Source organism: Pseudomonas sp. D(2018), assembly GCF_005502555.1.
Lineage (GTDB): Bacteria > Pseudomonadota > Gammaproteobacteria > Pseudomonadales > Pseudomonadaceae > Metapseudomonas > Metapseudomonas resinovorans.
The window spans coordinates 1-24,414 of record NZ_SCOK01000011.1 but is presented as its reverse complement, the minus strand read 5'-3'; the positions used below and the strand labels follow the sequence as shown (position 1 = coordinate 24,414).

The following is a 24,414-nucleotide window of genomic DNA, read 5'->3' as shown; positions in this document are numbered from 1 at the left end:
AGAGGCACCCGTCAGGTGCCTTCCTCCAGCAATCCGACCATCCGTTGCGCCAGCCCTCGCTGCCCCGCGAGGCGCTGGACGATCCGCTCGACGATTTCCACCCGCGCCGCTGCACCGGCGCGCATCTCCCCCATGGCCTGCAGGGCGGCAGCGGATTTCTCCAGGCCGGCGCGGGTAGAACCGCTGACGTGTTCCATCCCCTCCCTCGCATCGACCGCGGCCTTCTGCAGGCCCTCAGCGATCAGGCGGATCTGCCCGCTGGATTCATTGGCCCGCAGCGAGAGATTGCGTACTTCGTCCGCCACCACGGCAAAGCCGCGCCCGTGAGCACCGGCCCGGGCCGCCTCGATGGCGGCATTCAGGGCCAGCAGGTTGGTCTGTTTTGCGATGTCCTGGATGCTGCCGACGATGGCGCCGATGCGCATGGACTGGCTACCCAGCTCGTTGAACACCTGGCCGATGTGGGCCATGTAGGCATCCAGCTCGCCGATGGCCCCGGCGGTGGCCTGCATGCTCTCGGCACCCAGCTGGACCTTCTCGCCGGCGGCACGGGCCAGCGAGTTGGCGTACTGCATGTCCGCTTCGCACTGGAGGATGGCGTCGAGCAGTTCGCTCAATGGCAGTTGCAGGTGGTTATGCGAAACAGGTCGCACCGGCTCCGGTGCCGCTGTCGCATGCACCTGAACGACCGGTTCGCTGACCGGTACCTCTACGCGTACTTCCACCGTTTCAGGTTGCTGGAAGTGATACAGCAGGCCACTGGCACCGATGCCGATCAGCGCCAGGGCCAATAGCCATCCATTGCTCATGTGAAAAGCGATCAAGGCAATCAGGCCGCCACTGCCAAGCAACACTGCGGCCAGGGTTCTGCGGGACATGGATGAAGGCTCCTTCTACATCGCGGGTAAAGCAGGCCGTGCCCATGAAAGGCCACGGCGCTCGGTCTTAGAACAGTGTCCAGGTGTAGGACAGGATCAGCCGGTTCTCGTCGATGTCGGTGCGGTAGTTGGAGCGCGCCATCACGTTGCGCACCCGCACGCCGAGGCCCTTGAGGGCGCCGCTCTGGAAGGCGTAGCTGATGTCCAGGTCGCGCTCCCGGTCCTTGCCCTCGAAGCCCTGGCCGGTATCCACGTTGTCGCCGGTGATGTAGCGGGTGCTGGCCACCAGGCCGGGGATGCCGAGGGCGGCGAAGTCGTAGTCGTAGCGCACCTGCCAGGAACGTTCGTCGGCGAAGGCGAACTCGTAGGTGGGCACTTCGTTACCCAGCGGGCTGACGTTGGCGAATACGCGCGGGAAGGCGCTGTCGCCATACATCGCCTGGTAGCCGACATAGAAGGTATGGCCGCCACGCTTGGCCGACAGCAGGGAGAAGAAAGCCTGGTTGTCGATGTCGCCGATGAGCTTCTTGCCGTCTTCGCTGGAGTCGAAATAGCCGACGTTGGCGCCCAGCACCCAATCCCCCATCGGTTCGCTGTGCTTGAGGCCGAAGAAACGCTGGTCGTAGATGTCTTCCAGCTGCGCATACCAGGCGCTGACTGTGGTGCGGTTAGCGTTGAAGGCGTAGTCGCCGCCGACATAGTTGAAGGCATCGCTGGAGGCCTGGCGCTGCGGCAGGTGGCCAAGCATGGCCTGCAGCTTGTCGTCGCCGGCCTCGTTACGCAGGCTGGTGCTGGTGAGGTGGCCGCCCTGCACGGTCAGCCCGGCGATTTCGTTGGAGGTGATGCTGGCGCCCTGGTAGCTCGGCGGCAGCAAACGGATATCGCTGAACACCAGCACCGGCAGGTTGGGTTGCAGCTCCCCTACTTTCAGCTCGGTCTTCGAGAAACGCATTTTCCCTGCCACGCCCAGGCGGCTGTAGTCATCGGCGGCCTTGCCGTCCTCCTGGACGGGCAGCAGGCCGGTATTGACCCGGTCAGGGCTGCTGTCGAGCTTGATGCCGAGGGTGCCGATGGCGTCGATGCCGAAACCCACCGGCCCCGGCGTGTAGCCGGACTTGAAATTGAGGATGAAGCCCTGGGCCCATTCCTCGGCCTTGGACTGCTGGTTCGGTCCGACGATGTCGGAATAATCACGGCTGAAGTAGTAGTTGCGCGCCTGCAGGGTCGCTGTCGAATCCTCGATGAAGCCGGACTCGGCGGCCTGGGCGAAACCGGCGCTGACGCCGGCGGAAAGCAGTACACACAGTTTGCTTTTGTTGTGGGTCATGTCGTCACTCTTGTTTTTATGGGGACAAAACTCCCCCGCCGGCCCTCTGTCGGAGCCATGCACGCAAGTCGGGGAAGGTGTGGCGATGGCTACGGACAGCTCCCGCAGTAGTTCCATCACCGGGTCAGGTCAGGTCAGGTCAGGGATTGGGTTCGAGCACTTCCTCCCGTTCCGGTGAAGCCTTGGGCACACGGCGCGCCGTCAGCAGCAGGTGGGCGACGATGCCGAAGATCAACCCCCAGAACGCAGCCGACAGCCCGAGGAAGGACATGCCCGACGCCGTAACCAGGAAGGTGATCAACGCGGCCTCGCGGTCCTCCGGCACCGCCATGGAACCGGCCAGCGCACCGGCGATGGCGCCGAACAGCGCGAGCCCTGCCAGTGCCGCGATCAGTTCCTTGGGCAGTGCGGTGAAGATCGATACCAGGGTCGCACCGAAGATGCCCAGCAACAGGTAGAACACCCCGCCCACCACGCCGGAGACGTAGCGTTTCGCCGGGTCTTCATGGGCCTCGCGACCGGTGCAGATTGCCGCGGTAATGGCCGCCAGGGTCAGGCCGTGGCAGCCGAACGGGGCTAGCAGCAGGCTGCCCAGGCCGCTGGCGGAAATGATCGGGCTGGCCGGTGTCCGGTAGCCGGCGTTGCGCAGTACCGCGACGCCGGGGACGAACTGCCCGGTCAGGGCCACCATCACCAGCGGCAGGGCAATGTTGAACAGGCCGTGCCAGGTGAACACCGGCGTGACCCATTCCGGCGTGGCGAAGCCGATCACCAGGGCCGACGTGTTGAGCTGGCCGCTGCCGGCGGCGATGCCGCAGCCCACCAGCAGCACGGCCATCACCGCGTATCGCGGGGACAGTCGCCGCACCACCAGGTAGGTGAGGAACATCGCCATCACCATCGCCGGTTCGTCCTTGAGGGAGGTGAACAGGCGGGTGCCGAAGCTGAACAGGATGCCAGCCAGCATCGCCGCCGAAATGGCCCCCGGCAGCTTGCCGACGATGCGGTCGAAGGCGCCGGACAGCCCCACCAGCAGGATGATGGCGTTGGCCATGACATAAGCGCCTACCGCCTCTTGCGCGCTGATGCCCGGCAGCATGGACACCAGCAACGCGGAACCGGGCGCCGACCAGGCGATGATCACCGGCACCTTGAAGCGCAGGCTGAGGACGATCCCCAGCACCCCGCTGCCGATGGAGATCGCCCATACCCAGGACGACAGCAGTTCGGCCGGCATGCCGCCGCTCTCCGCCGCCTGGAACACGATGACCAGGGGGCCGGCGTAGGAAATCATGGTGGCGATGAATCCCGCCACCACGGCGGACAATGAACAGTCCTTGAACAAGGTGCGCATGCTGCCTCCCGGTCAGTGTTGCGACTCGTGGTCAGGCTTAACCCTGTGCAGCAGTTGCCAGCGGTGCAACCCGGGTTTGCTGCAGATGGACGAAGCACATGGCCAGGGCCGCGATGGCGCCGGGGATGGCGAAGGCCATGAAGTTCAGTTGCAGCGGCAGGTTGATACCCAGCAGCGCACCGCCCAGCAGCGGGCCGACGATGGCGCCGTTGCGGCCGATGCCAGAGGCCCAGCCGAGACCGGTGGAGCGGATCGCCAGGCCATAGAACTGCGCGGCGGTCGCGTACAGCAGGATCTGCGTGCCGATGGTGGTGGCGCCGGCAATGCCGATCAGCAGGTAGAGCACCGGGGTCGGGCTCTTGAAGCCCAGTAGGCTGATGGACACCGCCGCGACGATGAAGAAGGCCGCAACCACCTTCGGCAGGTTGAAGCGGTCGCCGAGGAAGCCGCCGGCGATGGCGCCGAACATGCCGCCGAAGTTCAGGGCCAGCAGGAAGGACAGGCTCGAGCCCAGGCTGTAGCCGGCGTTGGCCATCAGCTTCGGCAGCCAGGAGCTCAGGGCGTAAACCATCAGCAGGCAGCAGAAGAACGCGACCCAGATCATCAGGGTGCGCAGGCCGCGTCCCTCGCGGAACAGTTCCAGTACCGGGGCGCCCTGGGTCTTGGTTTCGGTCAGTTCCAGGAGGTCGTCGTCACGCAGTTCACGCTCGGGGGCAATCCGCTTGAGGATGGCGCGGGCCTGTTCGGTCCGGCCCTGGCGCAGCAGGAAGCCGACGGACTCCGGCAGGTACCAGAGGATCAGCGGCAGCATCAGCAGCGGCACGGCGGCGGCGAAGAACATGGCCTCCCAGCCGAAGCGCGGCAGCATGTAGATACCCACGCCCGCGGACAGCATGCCGCCCAGGGAGTAGCCGCTGAACATGATGGCGACCAGGGTGCTGCGCAGTTTCTTCGGCGCGTATTCGTTCATCAGCGCCACCACGTTGGGCATCAGTCCGCCGATGCCCAGGCCCGCCATGAAGCGACAGATACCGAACTCGGTCGGGGTACTGGTGAAGCCATTGAGCACGGTGAAACCGGAGAAGAGCACGAAGCAGATGGCGATGCCCTTCTTGCGGCCGATCTTGTCGGCCAGGGGCCCGAAGAACAGCGCGCCGAACATCATCCCGAACAGCGCATAGCTGCCCAGGGCGCCGGCTTCCAGCGGGGTCAGGCCCCATTCTTTCATCAGCACCGGCAGGACCACGCCGTAGATGAACAGGTCGTAGCCGTCGAAGATGAGCAGCAGGGCGCACCAGCACATCACCATCCAGTGGAAGGGCGTGAAGCGCGCGTTGTCGATGATCTCGTGTACGTCGAGTTTTCGCATGGCATCTGTCTCTTTTGTTTTTGTTGTGTAGAAACCGCAGGGACGGGCGCGTGACGGTGCCCGGACGGTCATTCCTCGCTATCAACCCATCACCACGGTGTTCTTAGCCCAAGTCACCTCCACCCACCGGCAAGGTCACACCGGTGATGTAGGAGGCATCGTCGGAGGCCAGGAAGAGGATCGCGCCGGCCTGTTCGTCGATGGTGCCGTAGCGTTTCATCAGGCTGCTGTCGACCGTCTGGTCGACGATCTGCTGGTACCAGACTTTCTCCTGCGCGCTCTGCTCGGCGCTGTTGCGCGGAATGCGGCGCGGCGGCGCTTCGGTACCGCCTGGCGCGGTGGCGTTGACGCGAATGCCGCGTTCGGCGTTCTCGAAGGCCAGGCAGGCGGTCAGCGCATTCACCCCACCTTTCGCCGCGCCGTAGGGCACGCGGTTCACGCCACGGGTGGCGATGGAGGACACGTTGACGATGGCACCCGCGCCCTGCTCCAGCATGTAGGGCAGCGCAGCGTGGCAGCACCAGAGTGTCGGGAACAGCGAGCGACGCACTTCAGCCTCGATCTCGTGCTGCTGGTAATGCTCGTAGGGCTTGGCCCAGATGGTCCCGCCCACATTGTTGATGAGGATGTCCAGCCGGCCGAAGCGTTCTACCGCGCAAGCAGCCACGCGATGGCATTCGGCGAATTGTTCGAGGTCGGCGGTCAGGGCGAGTACGTCGACGCCGGGCCCCAGCTCGTCCAGCAGTTCGAACACCAGCTCGGAGCGATCCACGGCAACCACCCGTGCCCCCTCCTCCACCAGCCGCTCGACAACGCGGCGACCGATGCCCTGCGCTGCGCCGGTGACCAGCGCGACCTTGTCCTGGAATCTCTTGTTCATGGCAATGCCCTTTCAGTTCGTAGCCCGGATGCAATCCGGGAGTCCCGCGAGCCGCTGTCCCCGGATTTCATCCGGGCTACGGATCTACGCACTTGGCATCCCTGTAGGAGCGAGCAAGCTCGCTCCTACAGGGGCACATCGTGGTCAGGCAGCGCTGGCGGCGAACTTCTCGTAGTAGAAGTTCGCAGGCGCAATGCCCTGCTCGCGGATGTACTGGCTGACCGCCTCGACCATGGGCGGCGGGCCGCACAGGTAGACATCGACGTCGCCATCGTTGAGGTGCTTGGGCGCGATGTGCTGGGTCACGTAGCCCTTCTGCGGGTAGCTGCTGTCCGGGCTAGCCACGCAAGCGCTGAAGGTGAAGTTGGGGATGCGTGCGGCGAAGGCCTCCAGCTTGTCCATTTCCACCAGATCAAAGTCGTGGGTCACGCCGTAGATCAGGTGCAGCGGGTGCTCGCTGCCCTCTTCCGCGATCTTTTCCAGCATGGCGGTGAAGGGCGCCAGGCCCGTACCGCCAGCCAGCAGCAGCAGCGGACGGCGGATATCCCGCAGGTAGAAGCTGCCCAGGGGCCCGGCCAGGGACAGGCTGTCGCCGGCCTTGGCCAGGCCGGTGAGGAAGCTGCTCATCAGGCCGCCCGGTACGTTGCGGATCAGGAAGCTGACTTCGCCGTCCTTCTGCAGGGAGCTGAAGGAATAGGCACGGGTCTGCTCGCTGCCCGGCACCTTGAGGTTCACGTACTGGCCCGGTAGGAAGGCCAGCTTGCTCAGGGACTCACCCTTGATGGACAGCGCGATGGTGCTGTCGGACAGCTGGCGAACCGCGCTGATGCTCGCCTCGAAGCTGGCCTGCTGGGTCTTGCAGATGTCGGAGGACGCCGGCACGCGCACCACGCAATCGCTCTCGGCGCGCATCTGGCAGGTGAGCACGTAGCCCTGGGCGGCTTCGTCTTCGCTCAGTGCGTCTTCGATGTAGTCCTGGCCCATGTCGTAGCGGCCGGCTTCGGCGAAGCACTTGCAGGTGCCGCAGGCGCCGTCACGGCAGTCCAGCGGGATGTTGATGCCCTGGCGATAGGCCGCATCGGCCACGGTTTCGCTGGGGGTGGCGTCGATGAAACGGGTGACGCCGTCTTCGAAAGTCAGTGCAATTTTATGGGACATGGCAGGCACCCTAGATGTGGTAGACGTCGATGACTTGACGCACGTAATCGTTTTTCAGGACCACCTTCTTCGCCTTGATCTGCGGGCTCTCGCCGCGCACGTCGAGGGTGTAGAAGCTGGTGCCGAAGTAGCTGTCCACGGTCTTGTAGCGGTAGCTCAGGGTGTGCCAGTTGAAGCGCACCTGGCACTGCCCGTCAGCCACGTCGAGGATCTCGATGTTGCTGATGTTGTGGGAGGTGCGGGTGTCCGGCATGGTCGCGCTGGAACGGTCGGTCTTGATGCGGAAGACGCGGTCTTCCAGGCCGCCACGGTTGCCGTACCAGATCAGCGAGATTTCGGTCTGCGGATCTTCGGTCAGCTCGTCGCGGTCGTCCCAGGACGGCATCCAGAAGGTCGCGTCGGCGGCGTACAGCTCCAGCCAGTTGTCCCAGTCCTTGTCGTCGAGGTAGCGCGCTTCGCGGTAGAGGAAGTCGCGCACGGCGTCGTAAGAGATGCTCATTGCACGGCCTCCACGGGGATCAGTTGCTGCTCGGCCGCGGCGGCCTTAAGCATGGTTTCCTGCCAGTACTTGTGTTGCAGCACGAACAGGCCTTCGTCCTCGGTGCGTACGCCGGAGAGCAGCGGATGCAGGTCGATTTCCTGGGCGGCGGCGTCAGCGCCTTCGACCCAGTGCTCGGCGCCGCGGGACATGTCGTTCCAGCCACGGTTGCCCTGGTAGCCCAGCTGGCAGGAGCGGAACTCTTCCAGGTCATCCGGGGTGGCCATGCCGCTGACGTTGAAGAAGTCTTCGTACTGGCGGATGCGCTTGGCACGCGCCTCTGCACTCTCGCCCTTGGGCGCGATGCAGTAGATGGTGATTTCGGTCTGGTTGACGGAGATCGGCCGGGCGATACGGATCTGCGAGCTGAACTGGTCCATCAGGTAGACGTTCGGGTACAGGCAGAGGTTGCGCGAGTTCTCGATCATCCAGTCGGCGCGGGCCTTGCCGAAGTCCTGGGCCAGTTCATCGCGGCGCTCGTAGAGCGGGCGGTCTTCCGGGTTGGCCCAGCGGGTCCAGAGCAGCAGGTGACCGTGATCGAAGGAGTAGAAGCCGCCGCCGTTCTTGGCCCAGCTGCCGGCGCTCATGGTCTTGATCTCTTCGCCGGCCTCGCGCTGCTTGCGCTGGTTCTGGGTGGCGGCGTAGTTCCAGTGCACGGAGCTCACGTGGTAGCCGTCGGCGCCGTTTTCGGCGGTCAGCTTCCAGTTGCCCTCGTAGATATAGCTGCTCGATCCGCGCAGGACTTCCAGGCCCTCAGGGGACTGGTCGACGATCATGTCGATGATCTTGGCGGACTCGCCCAGGTGCTCGACCAGGGGCTTCACGTCGGCATTCAGGCTACCGAAGAGGAAGCCGCGATAGGACTCGAAGCGAGCCACTTTCGTCAGGTCATGGGAGCCTTCGCAGTTGAAGCTGGACGGGTAGCCGGCTTCAGCCGGGTCCTTCACCTTCAGCAGTTTGCCGGAGTTGTTGAAGGTCCAGCCGTGGAAGGGACAGGTATAGGAGGAGCGGTTTCCGCTCTTGTGCCGGCAGAGCTGCGCGCCGCGATGGCTGCAGGCATTGAGGAAGGCGTTGAGCTCACCGTCCTTGTTGCGCGCGATGAAGATCGGCTGGCGCCCCATGGTCAGGGTGAGGTAGTCGTTCTTCTCGGGAATCTGGCTCTCGTGGGCGAGATACAGCCAGTTGCCTTCGAAGATGTGTTTCATCTCCAGATCGAACAGACGCGGGTCAGTGAACATCTCCCGCTTGCAGCGGTAGATGCCCTTCTCCTTGTCTTCCTCAAGCAGGGAATGCAGAAAATCGAATCCCAGGGACATGGCCAGGGCCTCCGTTGTTATTGTTCAGGCCAGGTCAGGTTAGGGATGCGGAGAAATCGGCAATATCCGCTTTTTGCAGATCGCTATCCGTTTTGTGCAAAGCGGTGGTGGTTGTCAGCAAAACCGGATAGGGGCAACGGTTGTAGGGGCGAATGCATTCGCCCCTACAGTCAGAGAACGAGGGATTGGCGTTACAACCCGCGGCGTTTCAGGGTGTCCGAAGGCAGTTCGCCGAACTGGCTCTTGTAGCTCTCGGAGAAGCGCCCCAGGTGCAGGAAGCCGTAGTCCAGGGCCAGCTCGGTGACGTTACGCACGTTGCAGCTCGGGTCGGCCAGGCAGGCGCGGATGCGCTCCAGCTTCTTCTGGCGGATGTAGTGCTTGGGCGTGGTGCCCAGATGGCGCTCGAACAGCGCGTAGAGGGAGCGCAGGCTCATGCTGGCCTGGCGGGCGAGGAATTCGCTGCTGATGTCCTGCTTCAGGTTGTGCTCGATGTAGACCAGGATGCGATCGAACGAAGCTTCCTGGCAGCCCAGGCTCTCGCGGCTGACGTTGGTCTTCATCAGGCTGAGCATCTTGCTCGCAACGATCTGCGCGTAATGCTCCTGCACCCGCGGCAGCACGTCACTGGCCTCGGCTTCCTGGCAGACGATCGCCAGCAGGTTGACGAACCCCTCCAGCTCGTCGAGCCGGTAGTTGTTCTGCAGGAAGCGCACACCGGCGCTGGGCCGGTGCCAGCGCTGCTCGTCACAGATGGATTCGAGCAGCGTGGTCGGCATTTTCAGGATGAACTTTTCGCAGTCGTCCGAGTAGGTCAGGTCAACCGGGTCGTCGGGATTGATCAGCAGCAGCTCGCCGGGAGCCAGGTAGTGCTCCTGCTTGTGGCCGCGCCAGAGGCAGTGTCCGCTGAGGAGAATCTGCAGGTGGTAGATGGTTTCCAGCGCGGGCGAGGTGACGCGGACGGCGCCGCCGTAGCTGATGCGGCAGAGGTCGAGGTTGGCGAACTTGCGGTGGTTGAGGCTGGCTTCGGGGTGGCCGGCGGCGGGCAACCGAATGCAGTGCGAACCGACGTGCTGGTTCACATATCCGGACACTGCGTAGGGGTCCGCACGCTCGAACACCCTACTGCGCTCACTCAGCAGGCGACTATCCATACCAGGCACTCTTGTCGTTGTTATATGCCGCGGGCGTCATGCCATCGCTGGTAAGCACCCGCGGACCGATACCGCGATTCTATGTGAGCCTTTTCCTACACGCCTCAAGTGGAGATAAACGGTTACGAATGCGCCGGCGGAATCAGGTCGCGTCGGCGTGGCTGACAAGTCCCTTGATTACCACGGCGGCCGTGGCAATGGCGGCAGGCACGACCAATGCCGTCAGCACTTGCTCGAAGTTCCAGCCCAGGCCCAGCAGGGTCGCGCCGATCCAGGCACCGAGGATGGCGCCGAAGCGGCCGATGCCGAGCATCCAGGAAACGCCCGTTGCGCGGCCCTGGGTCGGGTAGAAGCGCGCCGCCAGGGACGGCATGGCCGATTGCGCGCCGTTGACACACATGCCGGCCAGCAGGACCAAGGTTGCCAGCAGGGTCACTTCACCGAGGCTCTGGCCGACGAAATAAGCGAAGACGCCGGCCATCAGGTAGAACACGCCAATGACCTTGTGCGGGTTGAAGCGGTCCATGGCCCAGCCCACGCCCACGGCGCTGAGTACACCACCGAACTGGAACAGCGCACCGATGAAGGCGGCCTGTTCCATGCTGGCGCCACTGTCGCGCATCAGGGTGGGCAGCCAGCTGGTGAGCAGGTAGACGATCACCAGTCCCATGAAATAGGTGAGCCAGAGCAGCAGGGTTCCGGCGCTGTAGGTACCGGAGAAGATCACCTTGAAGACGTTGCGGCTCTGCACGGTCTTCTGTTCCGGCACGCTGAAGCCCCGAGCCACGGCTACCTCACCGGGCGCGATGGGCGCGAGCGCCTTGCGGACCTTTTCATCGCCCTTGTTGCGCACCACGAGGAAACGCGCCGATTCGGGCAGCCAGAGCAACAGCACCACGGCCAGGATCAGCGGCAGGATCCCGCCGAGCAGCAGCAGGCTTTGCCAGCCGTAGGCCGGGATCATCGAGGCGGACACGAAGCCGCCGGACGCCATGCCGAGGTTGAAGCCGCAGAACATGCTGGTCACCAGCAGCGACTTGAGGCGTTCCGGGGTGTACTCCGAGAGCAGCGTGGTGGCGTTGGGCATGGCAGCGCCCAGGCCCAGGCCAGTCAGGAAACGAAGGATCAGCAGTTGTTCGAGGTTGGCGCTGAAGGCGGAAATCAGGCTGAACAGCCCGAACAGGAATACCGCCGTCACCAACACCACCTTGCGACCGAAACGGTCGGCCATGGGACCGGAGCCGAGGGCACCGAACACCATGCCGATCAGCGCGGCGCTCATCACCGGGCCGAGGCTGGCGCGGTCGATGCCCCAGTCCTGGGTCAGCGCCGGGGCGATGAAGCCCATGGCGGCGGTATCCAGGCCGTCGAGGAAAACGATGAGGAAACACAACAGCACAACGCGCCATTGATAGGCGGATAGCGGCTGGGCGTTGATGAAGGATTGAACGTCGAGGGTGCCCGTGGCGGGCAAATGGGCTGGGCTGGTCATGCAAGGATTCCTGCGATGGCCCTCCACCGCATGCGGGCCGTTCTATGCGGCCTCTGACGGGGAAGACTCGGACTGGACAGGAATGAGGGTGTGTCCGGCAGTACAGGCCTTCACCGGAACGAACTCTCATTGTTGTTATCGGCCGCGCTGGCTGGTGGCGCGGCTGTGCAGACCTTACGAAGAGTCGCCGGGCGGTTCAATTCGATAATCGGCAAAGCGTTCGATAGTCGAACGCTTTGCAGGACGATGCTCTCGCAGGGGCGAATTCAGTCGCCAAGCAGGCCGAAGGTCTGCCCTCGGAACATGGGGCCGCTTCGCAGCCCTTGGCGATTGAAATCGCCCCTACAGTCGAGTTCGCCGGTCGGTTCAATGAAACAACCGCGTGCTCAGTTCCTTGCTCGCCTCCAGCAGCGCAGGCAGGTAGCGGGTTTCCAGCTCCTGGCGGCTGACGCGGCCGACATGGGTGCCGACGTTCAACGCGGCCAGCACCTGGCCGGCGGAATCACGGACCGGTACCGCCACCGAGCGCAGGCCCATCTCCAGCTCCTGGTCGATGATCACCCAGCCCTGGCGGCGGATTTCCGCGATGCTGGCGCGCAGGCCATCGACGGTGTGCACAGTGCGGCTGGTCTTCACCTGCAGGTCGGCATGTTCGAGGTAGTCGTCCAGCGCGGCATCGTCCAGCGCTGCCAGGAGAATCCGGCCCATGGAGGTGCAATAGGCCGGCAGGCGGCTGCCAACGCTGAGGTCCACCGAGATCAGCCGGTTGGGCGTTGCGGAGCGAGCGATGTAGAGGATCTCCTCGCCTTCCAGGGTGGCCATGGAGCAGGCTTCGTGGAGTTGGTCGCTGAGGCGGTCGAGGATCGGCTGGGCGGTGACCGCCAGCGGCGTCGAGGACAGGTAGGCGTGGCCCAGGGTCAGCACCTTGGGCAGCAGCGAGTAGGTGCGCCCGTCGGTGGTGACATAGCCCAGCTTCATCAGGGTGTGCAGGCAGCGGCGCACGGCAGCACGGGGAATCTCGGTGCGGTGGCTGATCTGGGCGATGGTCAGGTGACGCTTGCGCTCCTGGAACGCATGGATCACCGCCAGGCCGCGGGCCAGCGAGGTCATGAAGTTGGGGTCACCGGTGAAGGCTTCGATCCGCTTGGCCGGCGAGGCGATGATCGGCGGGGCCAGGGGAGGCAGCGGGGCGCGCAGTTCTTCAGTCATTCTTGTTGTCCTTGGTGGATCGCGGTCAGGGCAAGTCCGGCCGATTATCGAACCAAAGTTCGATAATCGCAATTGACCCGAATGCCTTCGGCTCTTACTTTTGCCACCGCCAACCGGCGCCCCGGTTTGATCAGGTACCTCGGCGCCCGGCAACGGCTCCGCTCAAGAGGCGCAGCCGCAATCCCCCCCACCGCGGCAAACGTCACCACCCCGGCGTGCCATGTGGGGGCGAATTCATTCGCCAAGGACAGCACAGCTATCCCTTCAATTCCGAAGGGCAGACCTGTGTTCTGCCCAGCGATTGAAATCGCCCCCACAATTCCTCGGCCCCATTCCCTACAGCAGCTTGCACGCCTCGTCGAAATCCAGGCGCGGCGCACGGGCGTGCAGTTTCGATGGATCGCCATAACCCAGGTTGCAGAGGAAACTCGATTTCACCTGGCTATCCGGGAAGTGCTCCAGCTGGAAGGCGTTGGCGTGGCCATCCGCCGGAAAGAACTCATGGTCCACCATGGCATTGTCGAATCCCGACATGGGCCCGCAGTCCAGCCCGAGGGCCCGGGCCGCGATGATGAAATAGGCCCCTTGCAGCGAGCTGTTGCGCCGCGCGGTAAGCCCCGCCAGCTCCGGTGTATCGGCGAACCAGGCACGTGCATCGGTGTGCGGGAAGAGCTTGGGCAGTTGCTCGTAGAACTTCAGGTCATAGGCAATGATGGCGGTAACCGGCGCCGCCATGGTCTTGTCCACATTGCCCGGCGCCAGGGCCGGCAGCAGGCGGCGTTTGGCCTCGGGCGTACGCAGGAAGAGGATGCGCGCCGGGCAGCAGTTTGCGCTGGTGGGACCCCATTTCATCAGGTCGTAGAGCTGACGCAGGATGTCGTCGCTCACGGGTTTGTCCTGCCAGGCACTGTAGGTCCGTGCCTGGCGAAACAGCAGGTCCAGGCCTTCCTCGCTCAGTTGCTTGCTCATCGCCGCCTCCTCTGATCAGGGTGACCGCACGCGTGTGCGGAAGACCTAGTGAGGATAGTCAGTGCCGAGCACCACTTGTGGGGGCGAATTCATTGGCTATGTCTGCGTTAGCTGTTGCGACGTTGAGAGAAGCGCTCTAGCGCAGGCCTTTTAGGCTTCCGCGCCAGCCTGACAAAACCCTCATCCGAACGCGGCCCGCCCCAGCCCCTCTCCCAGAGGTAGAGGGGTGACTCGCGCCGGCGAGGTACAAACCATCCTGAAGCCCACATGGGCCTGAAACCGGGCTGACGAGGTGGGGCGGCGACTGCGCCCCTTCAGGAGGCCGAGCGGAATCGTTGTGCAGGGGGACGAGCGGCATGGATGCCGCGAGAGGCGTGTGGGGCCATGGATGGCCCCTCTCGCCGGCCCCCCGGACGCTGCTTGCAGCGAACGCACTTCAGTGCGGCCCGAAGGGCGAGCGAAGCGAGTAACAACGATGGAGGGAGGGCAGTCCGGCGAAGCCGGACCCGGATGCAGGGGCAAGCCCTTTGGTTCCTTTCTGGCGTTTGAGAAAGGGACTCGCCTGGGAAGGCGAAACCAGAAACATCCGTAGAACTCGGCAATCAGCTTGGCTCCGGACGGTCTAGCAACACTTAACGCAGACATAGCCAATTCATTCGCCAAGGGTGGCGAAGCCGCCCCCAGGAGATCCCAAGGGCAGACCTGCGGCCTGCTTGGCGATTGAAAAGTCTCTGTCTGTATAACGTGTTGCAAGCAGCTGCATTGCCCGTAGGAGCTGGCTTGCCAGCGAATGACCCCGTTTCGCTGGCAAGCCAGCTCCTACAAGGCTCTTCGCCCGATGAACACAGACATAGCGATTGAAATCGCCCCTACGGTAAGGCGGCACGCTGTAATCGTTGCCTCAAGTCAACACACCGATGAAGCCGCTGATGGTGACGAAAGCCAGCACGGTGCATACCACCAGCGCGGCGGCGCAGCGACCTTCGAGGCCAAAGCGCTGGCCGAGGATCGGGTAGATGCTCATCATCGGCGAACACGCGAAGAGCACACCCGCGACCCGCAACACCGGGTCGACCGGGGGTAGCAACTGGAAGCTGAGCATGACCGCCAGCGGGTGAAGCAGCAGCTTGCCGATACTGAGTTGGGCCACGTCCTTCACCAGGCCGCCGGCTCTGAGGCCGTTCAGGCTGGCACCGATCACGAAGAGTGCCACCGGCGCCGAGGCCATCGCCAGCATCTCTATCACCTTGGCCGGCACACTCGGCAAACGCACGCCAAATAGGGCCAGCGCGAGGCCGATGCTGATGGAGATGATCACCGGGTTACACAGCAGGCGCATGAAGGTATCCAGCAGGGCTGCGCGCAGTCCGCCACCGTTCTGCCGTCCCAACTCGGCGATAGCCAGTGCCAGGGGAATCATCAGCAGGTTTTCCACCAGCATGCCCAGCGCCAGGGCGACAGCAGCCGGTGAGCCGAGCACCATGGCGACGATGGGGTAGCCGATGAATCCGCTGTTGGACACCGACATGCCCAGGCCACTCAGGGCACTGCCGCTCAGGCTGTCCTTGCGTACCAGACGCGCGAACAGGAATCCGCCCCAGAACACCGCCTGGGAACCGATGCCGTAGGCCAGCAGGTAGGTGGCGTCGAACACGTCCTCCAGGGGCTTTTCCAGCAGCGCGCGGATCACCAGGGCCGGCAATGCGAAGCTGATGACGAACTTGCCCATGCCCAACACCTGCTCCGCGCTGACCAGCCGGCCACGAGCCGACAGGTAGCCAATGCCGATAAGGATGAAAATGGGAGCGGTGATACCAAGAATCTGGAGCATTCAGGGCTCTTCAGTAGTCAGTGATCCTCGCGCGGCCGGACCGGTTTGAGCTGTTGCAACCGGCTGCGCGTGCGGGAGAAGTCCATATGGGGTTTGCCCCGACAGAGGTCGTCCAGGCTGGACTCGCTGACCAGTAGCAGGCGCGTACCGGCGTCGTAGGCGATATCGATCAGGTTGACGAAGCGCTGCTGCACGTCGATGGCTTCTTCACCCAGGCAAGGCGCGGTGCTGATGGCGAGATGGCGGAAGCGTCGGCTCAACCAGAGAAAGTCGGCACTGGAATGGGGCCGGCGGCACAGTTCGTCGAAATCCAGCCAGGCGCACTCCCCCTCTACCGCCCGCAGGCGCAAGGGGTGGTGGTTGACGGAAATGACTGCATCACGCTCGGCGGCTGAGGTCAGCCCCAACTGGCGTTCAATCCAGCCCTCTTCAAAGGCCGACGAAGGCCAGCCATAGGAACCCCAGGACTCGAACTCCCCGCGTCGCAGGCGGTAATCCTCCCCGCCATCGAGGTTGAGCACGTCGAAGCGCTTTTCGATCAGCGCGATCGCCGGCTTGAATCGTTCGCGATACAGCGGGTTCGGACAAAGGCCATCCGGGTCATAGTTGGACGTGCAGACCATGCCGACGCCCTCATCTACCAGCACCTTGAGCAGGCGCCCGAGCAGCACGGCGTCGCCGATGTCATGGACGTGGAATTCATCGAAACAGAGCAGTCGAGTCTCCGCCGCCAGCGCCCTGGCAGCGAGGACCAGCGGATCGGGCTGCCCGGCGAAGTTGCGCATGCGTTCCTGCAATTCCTGGAGGAAGGCATGGAAGTGCACGCGGCGCTTGGCGGACAGCGGCGCGGCGCTGAAAAAGGCATCCATCACGAAGCTCTTGCCGCGCCCTACTCCGCCCCAGAGGTAGAGCCCGGCGGAAGGGCGCCTCAGCCAGGACTTTTTGCCAGCCAGAAACGACTCCAGCCATTGGCCGAGGTGGCCAATGGCTGTGCGTTGCGCTGCGTCGGCCCGGTAGCCCCGGGCCTCCAGCAGTGCTTCGAAGTGCCGTTCGATGCGCCGGCCGACGGCTTCGGCCTGCCCATCGAATACGGGCTCCCTAGAAGTCAAAGAACACCGTTTCCCCTTCTCCCTGGATGCGGATGTCAAAGCGATAGGCCAGCTTGCCATCCACCTCGCAGCGGCGCGCCACCAGCGTTTCGCGGCGTTGCGGCTGCTCGATCAGGTTGAGCACCGGATCGGCGGCGTTGGCGGCGGACTCGTCATCGAAATAGAGACGGGTCTGCAGGTGGATGTTGATGCCGCGGGCAAACAGCGACACGTTGATGTGCGGTGCCATGGGCACGCCGGCAGCGTTCTTCACCACGCCCGGCTTGACCGTGTGCAAGGTCCACTCGCCGGCGTCGAAGGTGGTGGCAGTGCGGCCGAAGCAGTTGAACGGCTTCTCCAGGTCGAAGGCGCTGTCGTAGACGCCTTCATGGTTGGCCTGCCAGAACTCCAGGAAGGAGTCCCGCACCAGGTGGCCGTTGCCGTCGTAGACGTTGCCCAGCAACAGGATGTGCTGGCCGGGGGCATCTGCCTTGGCCATCTGGCTCCAGATTTCCTGGTCGCGGGTCGGGTTGCCGGCCGCTTCCAGGGCCAGGCCGATGTGTACGTAGGGGCCGGCGGTCTGCGAGGGGGTTTCCGGCAGCAGTTCGATAGGCATGCGGGCGTCTCCTCAGCGGTTCTCGAAGTGGGTTTTGCGCTGGCCGCGCAGGACGATGTCGAAGCGATAGGCCAGGCAATCCATGGGAATGGCGTTGCTCATGTCGAGCCTGGCGATCAGCGTCTGCACCGCATCGGGGTTGGCGATGCTCTTGACGATGGGGCACATCGGGATCATCGGGTCGCCTTCGAAATACAGCTGGGTGATCAGGCGGGTGGAGATGGACGGCCCGCTGACGGAGAAGTGGATGTGTGCCGGGCGCCAGTCGTTGGGGCCGTTACGCCAGGGGTACGGACCCGGTTTGATGGTGCGGAAGTAGTAATAACCGTCGCTGTCGGTCAGGGCACGGCCGACGCCGCCGAAGTTCGGGTCCAGGGGAGCCAGGTAGCGGTCGTTCTTGTGGCGGTAGCGGCCGCCGGCGTTGGCTTGCCACATTTCCACCAGGGTATGCGGTACCGGCTTGCCATATTGGTCGACAACCCGGCCGGAAACGATGATGCGCTCACCGATGGGCAGCCCGCCGTTGTTGAAGTTGAGCAGCAGGTCGTTGTCGTGCTGGCCCATCTTCAGGTGGGAGAAGTCCGGGCCGCTGGTCTCGGAAACGGACTGCGGGATACTCACCAGCGCCTGGCGCGGGGAGCGGGCAACGGACGTCTTGTAATCGGGCGTGAAGGCTTTCGGGTGCCAGTTTCGGTCACGAATGACGAAACGGCTGTTTTCCGCATCGGACATCACGGTTTCCTCTTTTTTGGATTTGTCGGGCGGCCCATGCAGGTTGTGCGAAAACTACTGCGCTCGGTGATGCTGCAGGCCGTGGAGCGCAGTTTCATCCAGTAGAGGCCAGCGGAAAATTGAAATCCTGCCCTTCATCCATAACCAAATGGTTATGCTAGGCGCCCTTCACGATAGTCCCGAGCCGCCTCACGCAAGGTTTCCACCGCCCACTGCGCGGCCAGCGAGAGGGGCAAGGACGCATTGCTGCAGATCCCCACCGAGCCGCCGGGTTCCTTGAACCCCAGGTCCAATTCCACCAGTTCGCCGCTTGCCAGATCCAGGCGCACGGCGTCCAACGGGGCGATCCACACCGCATCGCCGCTCTGCACGTAACGCCGGCTCAGGGCCAGAGACAGGGTTTCCAGACGCTGGCGCGGCGGACTGATGCCGCTCTGCACGAAGAAGCCATCGGCGTGCTTGCGGATGGTGGTGCCAGCGAGCGGCAGCACCAGGGGGAAGCCGTCCAGCGAGCGGCGGTCAGCACCTTCTTCCAGCAATGGGTGACCGGCCCTGACCACCAGGGTCATGGATTCGCTGTACAGGTGTTCGAAGGTCAGGCCGTGGATCTCGGGGCTGTCGGTCATGCGACCGACCACCAGATCCAGTTCGCCCACACGTAACTGCGACAGCAGATAGGCGCCCGGCCCCGTGAGCACGCTGACCACCAGAGAGGGATGACTCTGGTGCAAACGCTTCACCACCTCGGGAACCAATAGCCCTTCGACGGTGGACAGGACGCCAAGGCGAACTGTGCCGGCGGCGTACTCGCCTTCGCGCAGGCTGTTCACCCCGTCACGCAGGGCCTGCACGCAGGGCCCGGCGTAACGCATGAAAGCCAGCCCCGCCTCGGTCAGGCTGGCGCCGCTTTTGCTGCGGTCGAACAGGCTGGCCTCAAGGACTTCTTCAAGCTCCTTGAGGGTCTTGGAGATGGCCGGCTGGCTCACCGCAAGCTGGTCCGCCGCACGGGCCAGACTGCCCTGGCGGGCCACTTCGAGGAAGCACAGCAGATGGCGGAACTTGATGCGGGTATCGATGTTCAACGGTGGGGTCCCGGTCCTTTGACGTCTTGCTGCGAAGGCTAGCGCAAGGACGGGCTGCTGGGCCATGGCCGATGCGCATAGCGCACGGGGATCTCAGACCGCGCACACCTTCCCGGCCAGTTCCACACGGCCGAAACGTGCGCCCGCTTCCAGCGGAGTGATAGCCAGCAGGCGATCCATGCGCACGGAACAGGGACCATCCTCCACCTCCAGCACGAAGAACTCTTCCTTCTCCGCGCTGGTGTGGGTAGTCAGCGCCCTGGCCTCGAATCCGCCGCCATCCACCAGTTCCACCCGCAGGAGGTAGCGATAGAGGCAGGCGATTTCCAGCAGGTCGTGCAGGTCGCAATCCAGAGGCTGGTACATGGTTGACCTCCTCAGCAGCCTTGCAGCGGGATGATGGAATAGCCCTGCCGGCCGATGACCTCGGCCACCTGCGGATTGGCGATCTCGCTGTGGCAGAACAGGCATTCGCTGGCGGCGATGTCGGCGTCGTGCACGCCCTGGCCGGCCAGCCATTCACTGGCGTACTGGCTGGCCTGGAGCTTGTCGCCGCCGCTGGTGAGCACGTCGAAGTGCAGGTAGCGGCCATCGCGGGTACGAACATGGGTATCGAAGACTTTCACCTGCATGTCGACGCCCTCCTCACTTCAGGTCGGCGATGGCGGCGCCGAAGTTGATGTGCAGCACCTGGCCGTCCACGACCAGGGCGGGTACCGACTGCACACCGGCGGCTTCTGCCTCGGCGACACGTGCGGGGACCTCGCCCAGGTGCACCACTTCCACCTTCACCTCAGGGGCAAGCAGATTGAGCAGGGTCTGTTCAGCGGATACGCAAACCGGGCAGCCGGCGTGGTAGTAGCGAGCGGTAGTCATTTTCGGTCTCCTTGTTAATTTGGTATCGAATCGATACGTTATCCAGATTACCTGCGAACACCCCTTTGTCAATATAGTTTTTACTCGATACTATTTATCGACGGAGGTGAACATGACGACCCTATTCGATCTGTTCGAACGACTGACCAGCCTGATGCGTATCTGGCACCGCGAGCACCCGCTGCTGGCGGACCTGCAGCCCGTGCAACTCAGTGCGCTGGAATACCTGGCGCGTTGCAACCACTACTCGGACACGCCGCTGGCCGTCACCGACTACCTGGGGCTGACCAAGGGCACGGTGTCGCAATCCTTGAAAGCGCTGGAAGCCAAGGGGCTGATCGAGAAACGCCAGGACTTGCAGGACAAGCGCAGCGTGCACCTGGACCTGACGCCTGCGGCGCGGGAGCTGCTGGCAACGGTGACGCCGCCTGCATTTCTGGCCCAGGCCCTGGCTGAGATGGGGCCGAACGCTGCGGCGTTGGAGGCGTTGCTGGGAGAACTGTTGCGAACCGTCCAGCGTCAGGTGGACGTACCGGGCTTCGGTCTGTGCAAGACCTGCCGCTTCCACCAGCAGCGGGATGGGGAACCCTTCTGCGGGCTGACCCGGGAACCCCTGAGCCGCTCGTCCATCGAACTGATTTGCCGCGAGCACCAGCCTTGTGAGGATGCGGCCTGATCAGGCCTTCCGGCTGCCGAGATAGTCCTGCGCCTTGAGGCCGACGAAACGGCGACCGGGGTTATCTCCGGCGGCCCATTCCTGCGGACTGAAAAGCTCGAACAGGCCCACCTTCACCAGCGTCGGTACGGCCAGCTCCAACTCCCGCTCGACCTCGCCCCGCTCACCCTGGTTGTACCGCGCCACGTTCTGCAACATGGCAGCCACGGTACCAGTCTGCACCCGGCTACCGTCCTTTAAGGTCACCGCGGGCAGATGCTCGCCGTCCGCGAGGATGCGGCTGTTGACGCCGACCAGGTCGGGGTCATGGCTGTAATCGGTCATGGCGTTGCTCCTTGCAAGTCGTCCGCGCAGGCATTGCGCCCCTCAGAGATGGGGGCGCAATGGCGTCAGACAAGGGGCCTCCCTGCCCCAGGCGTTTCAGGCGACCTTCGGGAAGAGCTCGCGCCCCTGGTCCAGGTACTGATCCACCAGCCACTTGCCATGGGCGATGGAAGCCTGCTGTGCCTTGTCCAGGTCCGCGAGGAAGGAATACTTCACCGGCAAGGCGATGCGCCGGGTGCTCTGCCCGTCAGGCGCGATGATGTGACAACCGGCAGCCCAGGGCGTGGGAATGCCCGGGTGCTGGAAAACGTCGGCGACGATGGTGTGGTTGCGATGAACGCATTGCAGGGTACTCATGGGGTCTACCTCCGTTGAAGGCCCGGGGCCACGGGGTCGGCAGGCCTCGCGGGCGTGGCGGGAAAGCTCAACTTGAGGTTGGCACGTGCCATGCCTTGCTCACTTCCGGATATAGCACAGCGACCTGACCGGGACGTTTCACCTGACCAAGGGTCACGCGATTGGCCTCCCGGATTCGCGCGAATTGGCTATTTGGGGGCGAATGAATTGGCTCTGCGTTAGCAGTTGCGAGAGATTTACCAGCGCGCCGAGAGCCTTGTAGGAGCTGGCTTGCCAGCGAAACGGGGCCATTCGCTGGCAAGCCAGCTCCTACGGGCAATGCAGCTGCTTGCAACACGCAATGCAGACATAGCCAATGATTTCGCCCCTACACGAGCAGCACCCTGGGTTCCTTTCTCAGAAATGAAAAAGGGGCTGAACAAGTCAGCCCCTTTCTTCATCCGTCCCGGTCGATCAGCCGCGATCGCGCCAGATGGTCTGCACATTGAGGAATTCGCGCAGGCCGAAGTGGGACAATTCGCGACCGTAGCCGCTCTTCTTCACGCCACCAATCGGCACACGCGGGTCGGAGGCGGTGAAGCCGTTGATGAACACGGCACCGCTGACGATGCGACGAGCCAGCTTCTGCGCCTTGGCAGCATCTGTCGTCCAGAGCGCGCCACCCAGGCCGAACTCACTGTCGTTGGCCAGTTCAACTGCATGCTCGGCGTCACGCGCAACGATCAGCGACGCCACCGGGCCGAAGATTTCCTTGCGAAAGGCGGTCATGTCCGGTGTCACATCCGCCAGGACGGTGGGCGCGTAGTAGTTGCCCGTACCTTCCAGTTTGTGGCCGCCCAGCAACAGGGTCGCGCCTTCGGCCAGCGTGGCCTGCACCTGGCCGTCCAGCTCGTCGCGCAGGTCGAAGCGCGCCATGGGGCCGACAAAGGTGGAGTCGGCCTGCGGATCGCCGATCTGCAGTGCCTCGACGGCTGCCACGAAACGCTCGGTAAAGGCTTCGGCGATGGGCGCTTCGAGGATGATGCGCTTGGCCGCGATGCAGACCTGGCCGGCATTGTTGAAGCGGCTGGTGACAGCGGCTTTTACCGCCTGGTCCAGGTCAGCGTCGGCCAGGACGATGAAGGGATCGGAACCGCCCAGCTCCAGTACGCACTTCTTCAGTGCCGCGCCAGCCTGGGAGGCGATGGCGGCACCCGCGCCGACACTGCCGGTCACCGCGACCATGGCGATACGCGGATCGGCAATGGCGACCGATACCAGCGGCGGCTCGACGTTGATCACTTCGAACACGCCTTCCGGCAGGCCGGCTTCGGCCCAGGCAGCCCCGAGCAAGCGGGCACAGCCCATGACGTTGGGTGCATGCTTGAGCACATAGCCGTTGCCGCCGAAGATGATCGGCACCGCGCCGCGCATCACCTGCCACATCGGGAAGTTCCAGGGCATCACCGCCAGCACCGGGCCCAGGGGCATGTAGGCAACCACGGCCTTGTCGTCCTCCACCAGGGTCGGCTCGTCGGCGACCATGGCCGGGCCGTGCTCGGCGTACCACTCGCAGAGCTTGGCGCACTTCTCGATCTCGCCACGGGACTGGCTGATCGGCATGCCCATTTCAGTGGTGGTCATCCGTGCCATGGACTCGGCGTTGTCGCGCAGGGCCTTGGCCATACGCAGCAGGACCGCGCCGCGCGCTTCGACGCTGTACTGGCTCCAGACCGCAAAGCCACGCTCGGCGGACGCCAGGCTGGCCTCCAGGGCGGCGGCATCCTGGTAGGGATAGCGGGCAATTTCTTCGCCAGTGGCGGGGTTACGGGAGATGGCGGCAGGCGTAGTCATGCTGTCCTCGTTGTACGTGAGAGCCGGTCAGGGCTCGCGATCAGTCTTGCGGCGAAAGTAAGGCAGCGACCGATTCACGTAAAACGAATAATCGAGAAGAAATTGTTCACTAAAACAGAACGGCGCCGGGACGCCTCTAGCTTGCTGCACGAGGGCAATCACTGAGCAGGCCGAAGGTCTGCCTGCAAGCCTCCAAGCGGGAAGCTGCACCGCCCTTTGCGAATGAACTGGCTATTTCTGCATTGCGTGTTGCAGGCAGCTGCATTACCCGTAGGAGCTGGCTTGCCAGCGAATGGCCCCGTTTCGCTGGCAAGCCAGCGCCTACAAGGCTCTTGGCCCAATGGTAAATCTCTCGCAACAGCTAACGCAGACATAGCGAATGAATTCGCCGCCACAGTTCACGCCGGATGCAACCGGCCTCTTCCCCCGTGCCCGCGCGTCAACGGCCAGCTGCGGTGCTGTTCGTTAGGCGTTTCGGTGGTGACCACATACACCCGCTGCTCGTGGCCATGACGCAGCAGTACGCATTGCAGCGACTTGCCGTCCTCCACCTCGAACCAGCATGGCTCGCCTTCGTGGGTTATTTCCATGAAACGCGCCACCCGCGCCAGCACCGTGGCCGGACTGAATCGATCCCAGCCTTCGGGCAGCGAACCATCCCCCAACAGACAACCCGTGACCGGCAGCTCGCCGTGCTCCTGACTGCGACGTCCCCAGGGAATCCACACCACGCCACGCAGTGGGTCGTGAATCGGCAACGCAGCATCGGCGTCGGGATAATTGATGAGTTGCCGGCTCCCTTCGGCGGTGTAAAGCCCACTGACCTCAACTGTATGACACATGACTGCCTCCCCTAGCCGAAGCAATTGTCATTGTTGCCAGAGTGATGATTCAGGGCTGTGTGTTGGCGTATCGGTTGTTTTTTCTGGCCCTGCCGCCTCAGTTTTGCGACCTGGGAACAGGAGTCAAGGCGCCGCAATGGCGCCTTTGACAGGAGGGCCAGAGACGCGACGAAGCGCACCGAGGGCCCGATCCATGAGCGGTTCCCGGCCGACCGTCAGCCTTTTGACTCCCTGCAATCTCAGAGTGATATCATTCGCAAGCTGACGATAGTTTGACGAGCAGCCCAACACTCCATGACGGCATGGAGTTACACCTGTGTCGCCCGTGCCCTGCATAACAAGAATCACTTGGGGGAGGAGGCGTCCCATGAACAGGCCCTACCCCATCCATCCTGCGTCCGGTGGTTCCCGCAGGACGTTTCTCAAGCTCGCCACGGCAGCTGCAGCTGCCCCCTTGATAGGGCGCCCACTGGCCAGCCTGGGCAAGGACGACGATGACGAGGATAACCTTCCGGT

General features: G+C 63.8%; 25 protein-coding genes and 1 pseudogene. 2 read left to right on the top strand and 24 right to left on the bottom strand.

The features are described 5' to 3' along the window. Positions 1-11 precede the first annotated feature (11 nt). From FFS60_RS29425 to FFS60_RS09735, 20 genes and pseudogenes are all read right to left on the bottom strand, one after another. Positions 12-422: pseudogene (locus tag FFS60_RS29425) on the bottom strand (methyl-accepting chemotaxis protein); the annotation flags it as partial. A 523-nt stretch (positions 423-945) separates the two neighbouring features. Continuing rightward, on the bottom strand, positions 946-2,205 hold the full coding sequence (locus FFS60_RS09825) for an OprD family porin (protein ID WP_137821860.1): 1,260 nt from the start codon (positions 2,203-2,205) through the stop codon (positions 946-948). A 139-nt stretch (positions 2,206-2,344) separates the two neighbouring features. Continuing rightward, a complete protein-coding gene (locus tag FFS60_RS09820; RefSeq protein WP_028627931.1) occupies positions 2,345-3,559 on the bottom strand; it encodes a benzoate/H(+) symporter BenE family transporter in 1,215 nt (404 codons plus the stop codon). Positions 3,560-3,596: 37 nt separating this feature from the next. Further along, complete coding sequence (locus FFS60_RS09815; protein WP_137821859.1) at positions 3,597-4,928, bottom strand: MFS transporter; 1,332 nt, start codon at positions 4,926-4,928, stop codon at positions 3,597-3,599. A 103-nt stretch (positions 4,929-5,031) separates the two neighbouring features. After that, positions 5,032-5,808 (bottom strand): 1,6-dihydroxycyclohexa-2,4-diene-1-carboxylate dehydrogenase, encoded by a 777-nt coding sequence (locus FFS60_RS09810; protein WP_137821858.1) that lies wholly within the window; start codon positions 5,806-5,808, stop codon positions 5,032-5,034. A 144-nt stretch (positions 5,809-5,952) separates the two neighbouring features. Beyond that, a complete protein-coding gene (benC, locus tag FFS60_RS09805; protein WP_137821857.1) occupies positions 5,953-6,966 on the bottom strand; it encodes a benzoate 1,2-dioxygenase electron transfer component BenC in 1,014 nt (337 codons plus the stop codon). Positions 6,967-6,976: 10 nt separating this feature from the next. After that, positions 6,977-7,465: a benzoate 1,2-dioxygenase small subunit gene (gene benB, locus FFS60_RS09800; RefSeq protein WP_028627935.1), complete on the bottom strand. Its 489-nt coding sequence runs from the start codon at positions 7,463-7,465 to the stop codon at positions 6,977-6,979. Next, positions 7,462-8,820 carry a benzoate 1,2-dioxygenase large subunit gene (benA, locus tag FFS60_RS09795; RefSeq protein WP_028627936.1) on the bottom strand — a complete coding sequence of 453 codons (1,359 nt, stop codon included), beginning with the start codon at positions 8,818-8,820 and terminating at the stop codon, positions 7,462-7,464. Before benA ends, benB begins: the two co-directional genes overlap by 4 nt. Positions 8,821-9,011: 191 nt before the next feature. Next, complete coding sequence (locus FFS60_RS09790) at positions 9,012-9,971, bottom strand: AraC family transcriptional regulator (RefSeq protein ID WP_137821856.1); 960 nt, start codon at positions 9,969-9,971, stop codon at positions 9,012-9,014. Between the two features lie 142 nt (positions 9,972-10,113). Beyond that, positions 10,114-11,463 carry an MFS transporter gene (locus FFS60_RS09785; RefSeq protein WP_028627938.1) on the bottom strand — a complete coding sequence of 450 codons (1,350 nt, stop codon included), beginning with the start codon at positions 11,461-11,463 and terminating at the stop codon, positions 10,114-10,116. A gap of 366 nt (positions 11,464-11,829) precedes the next feature. Beyond that, the gene (locus FFS60_RS09780) at positions 11,830-12,672 is read right to left on the bottom strand and encodes an IclR family transcriptional regulator C-terminal domain-containing protein (RefSeq protein ID WP_028627939.1); all 843 of its coding nucleotides are present in this window, start codon (positions 12,670-12,672) and stop codon (positions 11,830-11,832) included. A 336-nt stretch (positions 12,673-13,008) separates the two neighbouring features. Continuing rightward, on the bottom strand, positions 13,009-13,641 hold the full coding sequence (locus FFS60_RS09775; protein WP_028627940.1) for a malonic semialdehyde reductase: 633 nt from the start codon (positions 13,639-13,641) through the stop codon (positions 13,009-13,011). Positions 13,642-14,542: 901 nt separating this feature from the next. Then, positions 14,543-15,472 carry an AEC family transporter gene (locus FFS60_RS09770; protein ID WP_137821855.1) on the bottom strand — a complete coding sequence of 310 codons (930 nt, stop codon included), beginning with the start codon at positions 15,470-15,472 and terminating at the stop codon, positions 14,543-14,545. A gap of 17 nt (positions 15,473-15,489) precedes the next feature. Continuing rightward, complete coding sequence (zapE, locus tag FFS60_RS09765; RefSeq protein ID WP_256658059.1) at positions 15,490-16,581, bottom strand: cell division protein ZapE; 1,092 nt, start codon at positions 16,579-16,581, stop codon at positions 15,490-15,492. Further along, the gene (pcaG, locus tag FFS60_RS09760) at positions 16,571-17,176 is read right to left on the bottom strand and encodes a protocatechuate 3,4-dioxygenase subunit alpha (protein WP_028627943.1); all 606 of its coding nucleotides are present in this window, start codon (positions 17,174-17,176) and stop codon (positions 16,571-16,573) included. The genes zapE and pcaG overlap by 11 nt, the downstream gene beginning before the upstream one ends. Before the next feature lie 12 nt (positions 17,177-17,188). Next, a complete protein-coding gene (pcaH, locus tag FFS60_RS09755; RefSeq protein ID WP_137821853.1) occupies positions 17,189-17,908 on the bottom strand; it encodes a protocatechuate 3,4-dioxygenase subunit beta in 720 nt (239 codons plus the stop codon). A 152-nt stretch (positions 17,909-18,060) separates the two neighbouring features. Next, on the bottom strand, positions 18,061-18,990 hold the full coding sequence (pcaQ, locus tag FFS60_RS09750) for a pca operon transcription factor PcaQ (RefSeq protein ID WP_028627945.1): 930 nt from the start codon (positions 18,988-18,990) through the stop codon (positions 18,061-18,063). Between the two features lie 93 nt (positions 18,991-19,083). Beyond that, complete coding sequence (locus FFS60_RS09745; RefSeq protein WP_028627946.1) at positions 19,084-19,356, bottom strand: Rho-binding antiterminator; 273 nt, start codon at positions 19,354-19,356, stop codon at positions 19,084-19,086. Positions 19,357-19,367: 11 nt separating this feature from the next. After that, positions 19,368-19,622, bottom strand: coding sequence for a DUF2024 family protein (locus tag FFS60_RS09740; protein ID WP_137821852.1), 255 nt, complete (start codon positions 19,620-19,622; stop codon positions 19,368-19,370). Positions 19,623-19,635: 13 nt separating this feature from the next. Further along, complete coding sequence (locus tag FFS60_RS09735) at positions 19,636-19,866, bottom strand: thioredoxin family protein (RefSeq protein ID WP_028627948.1); 231 nt, start codon at positions 19,864-19,866, stop codon at positions 19,636-19,638. A gap of 106 nt (positions 19,867-19,972) precedes the next feature. On the opposite strand from FFS60_RS09735, the gene FFS60_RS09730 reads away from it, so the two are divergent. Continuing rightward, positions 19,973-20,542, top strand: a complete 570-nt coding sequence (locus tag FFS60_RS09730) for a MarR family winged helix-turn-helix transcriptional regulator (protein ID WP_028627949.1) — start codon at positions 19,973-19,975, stop codon at positions 20,540-20,542. Here the strand turns inward: FFS60_RS09730 and FFS60_RS09725 are convergent, their stop codons facing one another. The 4 genes from FFS60_RS09725 to FFS60_RS09710 all read right to left on the bottom strand — a co-directional run bounded on the left by FFS60_RS09725 (position 20,543) and on the right by FFS60_RS09710 (position 23,898). Continuing rightward, positions 20,543-20,866 (bottom strand): hypothetical protein, encoded by a 324-nt coding sequence (locus tag FFS60_RS09725; RefSeq protein ID WP_137821851.1) that lies wholly within the window; start codon positions 20,864-20,866, stop codon positions 20,543-20,545. It lies immediately after the preceding gene. 96 nt (positions 20,867-20,962) lie between these two features. Then, the gene (locus FFS60_RS09720) at positions 20,963-21,223 is read right to left on the bottom strand and encodes a hypothetical protein (RefSeq protein ID WP_137821850.1); all 261 of its coding nucleotides are present in this window, start codon (positions 21,221-21,223) and stop codon (positions 20,963-20,965) included. Positions 21,224-21,676: 453 nt separating this feature from the next. Continuing rightward, complete coding sequence (locus FFS60_RS09715) at positions 21,677-23,056, bottom strand: aldehyde dehydrogenase family protein (protein WP_137821849.1); 1,380 nt, start codon at positions 23,054-23,056, stop codon at positions 21,677-21,679. A gap of 398 nt (positions 23,057-23,454) precedes the next feature. After that, positions 23,455-23,898, bottom strand: coding sequence for a hypothetical protein (locus FFS60_RS09710; RefSeq protein ID WP_137821848.1), 444 nt, complete (start codon positions 23,896-23,898; stop codon positions 23,455-23,457). A 367-nt stretch (positions 23,899-24,265) separates the two neighbouring features. On the opposite strand from FFS60_RS09710, the gene FFS60_RS29420 reads away from it, so the two are divergent. After that, positions 24,266-24,414, top strand: a 149-nt coding sequence (locus FFS60_RS29420) for a twin-arginine translocation signal domain-containing protein (protein ID WP_137821847.1), incomplete at its 3' end; no start/stop codon positions are given.

Excerpts from the sequence above, each read along its gene's own strand:
- FFS60_RS09825 (WP_137821860.1), bottom strand. The coding sequence starts at position 2,205 with ATGACCCACAACAAAAGCAAACTGTGTGTACTGCTTTCCGCCGGCGTC.
- FFS60_RS09820 (WP_028627931.1), bottom strand. The coding sequence starts at position 3,559 with ATGCGCACCTTGTTCAAGGACTGTTCATTGTCCGCCGTGGTGGCGGGA.
- FFS60_RS09815 (WP_137821859.1), bottom strand. The coding sequence starts at position 4,928 with ATGCGAAAACTCGACGTACACGAGATCATCGACAACGCGCGCTTCACG.
- FFS60_RS09810 (WP_137821858.1), bottom strand. The coding sequence starts at position 5,808 with ATGAACAAGAGATTCCAGGACAAGGTCGCGCTGGTCACCGGCGCAGCG.
- benC (WP_137821857.1), bottom strand. The coding sequence starts at position 6,966 with ATGTCCCATAAAATTGCACTGACTTTCGAAGACGGCGTCACCCGTTTC.
- benB (WP_028627935.1), bottom strand. The coding sequence starts at position 7,465 with ATGAGCATCTCTTACGACGCCGTGCGCGACTTCCTCTACCGCGAAGCG.
- benA (WP_028627936.1), bottom strand. The coding sequence starts at position 8,820 with ATGTCCCTGGGATTCGATTTTCTGCATTCCCTGCTTGAGGAAGACAAG.
- FFS60_RS09790 (WP_137821856.1), bottom strand. The coding sequence starts at position 9,971 with ATGGATAGTCGCCTGCTGAGTGAGCGCAGTAGGGTGTTCGAGCGTGCG.
- FFS60_RS09785 (WP_028627938.1), bottom strand. The coding sequence starts at position 11,463 with ATGACCAGCCCAGCCCATTTGCCCGCCACGGGCACCCTCGACGTTCAA.
- FFS60_RS09780 (WP_028627939.1), bottom strand. The coding sequence starts at position 12,672 with ATGACTGAAGAACTGCGCGCCCCGCTGCCTCCCCTGGCCCCGCCGATC.
- FFS60_RS09775 (WP_028627940.1), bottom strand. The coding sequence starts at position 13,641 with ATGAGCAAGCAACTGAGCGAGGAAGGCCTGGACCTGCTGTTTCGCCAG.
- FFS60_RS09770 (WP_137821855.1), bottom strand. The coding sequence starts at position 15,472 with ATGCTCCAGATTCTTGGTATCACCGCTCCCATTTTCATCCTTATCGGC.
- pcaG (WP_028627943.1), bottom strand. The coding sequence starts at position 17,176 with ATGCCTATCGAACTGCTGCCGGAAACCCCCTCGCAGACCGCCGGCCCC.
- pcaH (WP_137821853.1), bottom strand. The coding sequence starts at position 17,908 with ATGTCCGATGCGGAAAACAGCCGTTTCGTCATTCGTGACCGAAACTGG.
- FFS60_RS09745 (WP_028627946.1), bottom strand. The coding sequence starts at position 19,356 with ATGTACCAGCCTCTGGATTGCGACCTGCACGACCTGCTGGAAATCGCC.
- FFS60_RS09740 (WP_137821852.1), bottom strand. The coding sequence starts at position 19,622 with ATGCAGGTGAAAGTCTTCGATACCCATGTTCGTACCCGCGATGGCCGC.
- FFS60_RS09735 (WP_028627948.1), bottom strand. The coding sequence starts at position 19,866 with ATGACTACCGCTCGCTACTACCACGCCGGCTGCCCGGTTTGCGTATCC.
- FFS60_RS09725 (WP_137821851.1), bottom strand. The coding sequence starts at position 20,866 with ATGACCGATTACAGCCATGACCCCGACCTGGTCGGCGTCAACAGCCGC.
- FFS60_RS09720 (WP_137821850.1), bottom strand. The coding sequence starts at position 21,223 with ATGAGTACCCTGCAATGCGTTCATCGCAACCACACCATCGTCGCCGAC.
- FFS60_RS09715 (WP_137821849.1), bottom strand. The coding sequence starts at position 23,056 with ATGACTACGCCTGCCGCCATCTCCCGTAACCCCGCCACTGGCGAAGAA.
- FFS60_RS09710 (WP_137821848.1), bottom strand. The coding sequence starts at position 23,898 with ATGTGTCATACAGTTGAGGTCAGTGGGCTTTACACCGCCGAAGGGAGC.